This window comes from Fusibacter sp. (assembly GCF_057447755.1).
Map to the genome: position 1 here is coordinate 1 of NZ_JBVBZF010000346.1, position 3641 is coordinate 3641.

General features: G+C 39.6%; 3 protein-coding genes and 1 pseudogene. All 4 read right to left on the reverse strand.

Annotation, left to right across the window (positions count from 1 at the left end; translation table 11 throughout):
- The coding region (locus tag AC220I_RS19865) for a DUF554 family protein (protein WP_486725605.1) at window positions 1–212 on the reverse strand (212 nt) is incomplete at its 3' end.
- A gap of 144 nt (window positions 213–356) precedes the next feature.
- The gene (locus AC220I_RS19870; RefSeq protein WP_486725606.1) at window positions 357–2027 is read right to left on the reverse strand and encodes a formate--tetrahydrofolate ligase; all 1671 of its coding nucleotides are present in this window, start codon (window positions 2025–2027) and stop codon (window positions 357–359) included.
- Window positions 2028–2115: 88 nt separating this feature from the next.
- Window positions 2116–2868 carry a formate/nitrite transporter family protein gene (locus AC220I_RS19875; protein WP_486725607.1) on the reverse strand — a complete coding sequence of 251 codons (753 nt, stop codon included), beginning with the start codon at window positions 2866–2868 and terminating at the stop codon, window positions 2116–2118.
- Window positions 2869–2957: 89 nt separating this feature from the next.
- Window positions 2958–3641: pseudogene (locus AC220I_RS19880) on the reverse strand (hypothetical protein); the annotation flags it as partial.

Sequence of the window (3641 nt, forward strand, 5' to 3'; positions counted from 1 at the left end):
ATCTCCATCAAATACTTTGTACCTTCCAAAGCACCTGATATACCGATTAAAACGATACAAAGACCAACACCTTGCATGATGGACTTACTCACTTTTTCAGGAAGACCACCTTTGATCAATATGCCCACTAAACTTCCAACGACGATTGCTGCCGCGTTTACAATAGTCCCTAACATGACTCGCCTCCCAAAAGGTTTCTTTTTATGTATCATAATTTATTTTGAGGCACTAATCAATATCTTTTGGGCAAGGAATTTCAAATTTATCTCATTTTTTTAATATTTTGACCAGGCTTTACATAAAAAAACCCTTTGGCAATCTGTAAGTCAGACCACCAAAGGGTTTATATGGTTTGTTTAGAATAAGCCTACAATTTCACCGTCTGATAAAATATCAATCTTGTTTGCTGCAGGTACTTTTGGAAGACCAGGCATTCTCATGATATCACCAGCCATAGGGATGATGAAACCAGCGCCTGCCGATACTTTAACGTCATTAATTGTAATCTTAAAGCCCTGTGGTGCACCGATAAGATTCGGATCATCTGAGAATGAATATTGTGTCTTCGCCATACAAATTGGCAAGTTGCCCAATCCATCTGCTTCAAACTTCTCAATTTTCTTGATTGCAGAACTTGTGAACTCTACGCCATCTGCTCTGTAGATTTCTTTTGCAATCACTTCAATCTTCTCGATGATCGGTAAATCTAATTCATATAAAGGTTTAAATTTAGACTCGCCTTTTTCTGCAATTTCAACAACTTTTTCTGCAAGCTTAACACCACCGTCGCCACCTTTTGCAAAGACTTGAGATAAGACAACAGAAACGTTTTGATTCATACATTTTGCTTCAACTAAATCAATTTCTGCTTTTGTATCTGTCGGGAACTCGTTAAGGGCAACCACAACAGGCACACCGAATTTCTTAACGTTTTCAATATGTCTTTGTAAGTTTTCAAAACCATTCTCAAGCGCCTTTAAGTTTTCAACGCCTAATTGATCTTTTTCAACACCGCCATGCTTTTTAAGTGCTCTTACAGTTGCTACGATAACCGCTACATCAGGCTTAAGACCAGCATAACGACATTTAATATCAAAGAATTTCTCTGCACCAAGGTCAGCACCAAAGCCAGCTTCTGTCACAACATAATCTGCCATTTTAAGGGCTGTCTTAGTAGCAACAACCGAGTTACAACCGTGTGCGATGTTCGCGAATGGACCACCGTGAATAAAGGCTGGTGTACCCTCAAGTGTTTGAACGAGGTTAGGCTTGATGGCATCTTTTAAGAGAAGCGCCATTGCGCCAACTGCCTCTAATTGAGCTGCAGTAACTGGTTTGTTAGCATAAGTGTAACCCACGATCATTTTTGAAAGTCTTTCTTTGAGATCTTCAAGTGTATTTGCTAGGCAAAGAATTGCCATGATTTCTGATGCAACCGAAATATCAAAGCCGTCTTCTCTAACAACACCGTTACCCTTAGGACCTTGTCCAACGGTAATCGATCTAAGAACGCGATCGTTGATGTCAACAACACGTCTCCAAGAGATACGCTTTGGATCTAAACCAAGCGCATTGCCTTGGTGCATATGGTTGTCAATTAGGGCTGACAACAAGTTGTTTGCCGTTGTAACCGCGTGAATGTCACCAGTAAAGTGAAGATTGATATCTTCCATAGGCACGACTTGAGCATAACCACCACCTGCTGCGCCACCTTTTACGCCAAAGCAAGGTCCCAAAGACGGTTCTCTAAGTGTTGTAAATGTTCTTTTACCAATTTTATTAAGACCCATGCTCAAGCCAACGTTGGTCGTTGTTTTACCTTCACCAGCTGCAGTTGGGTTGATTGCTGTAACGAGGATTAATTTGCCATCTGGTTTATCTTGATTTCTAGCAACCACATCTAAGCTTACTTTTGCTTTGTAATTGCCATAAAGCTCTAATTCTTCTTCTGTGATACCTACTTTAGCTGCAACCTCTTTAATGTGAAGCATTTGAGCTTCTTGAGCAATTTGAACATCTGTTTTCATCTTTGTTCTCCTTTCATCATTAGGGGCGCACATCAGCCCAATCATTATTCATATTCCATAATATAAGTTAATACCCTACAATTCAATACTAATTTTTGTTTTTAAACATGCCATAATAAAGGACTGGCAGTACAACGCCTCCGCCAATTATGTTGCCAAGTGTTACAGGAATCATGTTCCCTAGCATCTCAGAAAAACTAAACTCTACCCCAGCAAGGCCTGCTAAACTAAAGTAAAGCATGTTTGCAACACAATGCTCATAGCCTGAATAGACAAAAAGTGTGATTGGTAGCCAAATTAAAATGGCTTTGCCACTTGTGATATCACTCGCGTATGATATCCATACTGCAATCGCTACAAGTATATTACATAAAATTCCTCTTGCTAGCGCAGCACTGAAGCTTAACGCCACTTTGGCATGAATCACCTTTTCAATTACCTTTAAAAACTCCCCCTGATCAAAACCACCCATATGAACCAGCAAAGCGATGAAGAATGCACCAATCGCATTGAAGAAAAAGATCTTGATCCAATTTGAGAAGACCTCTGACCATTTGGATTCACCATGCATACTAGATAGGCTCATCAAGTTGTTACCCGTAAAGAGTTCAGCTCCAGTGATTAATATGAGCAATAATCCAACTGGAAACAGAAATGAACCTACGAGTTTACCAACACCAGCAGGTTGAATGTTTGCCACTGCTGCAAGATAGCCAATGCTACCGAGCGCGATGAAAGCACCCCCTAAAATACCAGCGGCTAATGTTTCTTGAATACTCTTCTTGGTTTTTTTAGTGCCAGCGCTTAGGGCGACACCATATACTTCATAATCTTTTTTCATTAAAAATGCCCCTTGATTCGTTATTTAAACTTATCATAAGGGCACTTAGTCCATTTTACGTCTTTTCAATAATTTTAGCGTCTATTTAATTACAAGGCACTTCTAATTTTAATCTTAAATTGGTTGACAAGTTTAATGGTTTCAGGTGTATTTATGATCTTAGAGTGCTTTTCTGCCTCTTCGATGAACTTCATGGATTTCTCGTTTTCCCCTTCTTCCCAATAGATAAGCGCTAGATAGGATTCGGCTTCACTTCTGCGCCAAACCGTATCAATTGCATCAAAATGCTCAATCGCATTTTCAAAATATTGCTTTGAAAGCGCTTTTTCACCCATATTGTAGGCAATCATGCCAGCATTGGTGTTAAAGATGGATAGTCCCCGAAATATATTGTAGCTCTCACAGATGACAATAGCCTCACGTACACATTCAAGGGCTTTCTCAAAATTGGCTTCACGTCTATAGGTCTCAGAAATATAGTTATGAGCTGCAGCAATATTGAGGGCATATTTTGCAGGATTCATCATGGCTTCAAAGCCTTCAATCGACTTTTCAAAATGATGTCTCGCCTGATCATAATTGTTATTCATCATGCAGTTAATACCTATAAGACGTTCTAAAATAGCGGTCTTCTTAGGATTTTGCGCCATTTGTGACAACCAGTTCAGCACCTTTTCCATAGTATCTGCATCTTCAACTTGGATACAGTAATAAACCCATTGGATGTAGGCCTTCCAAAGCATGTCACTGTTATCGTTGTTTTTGGCCAACTG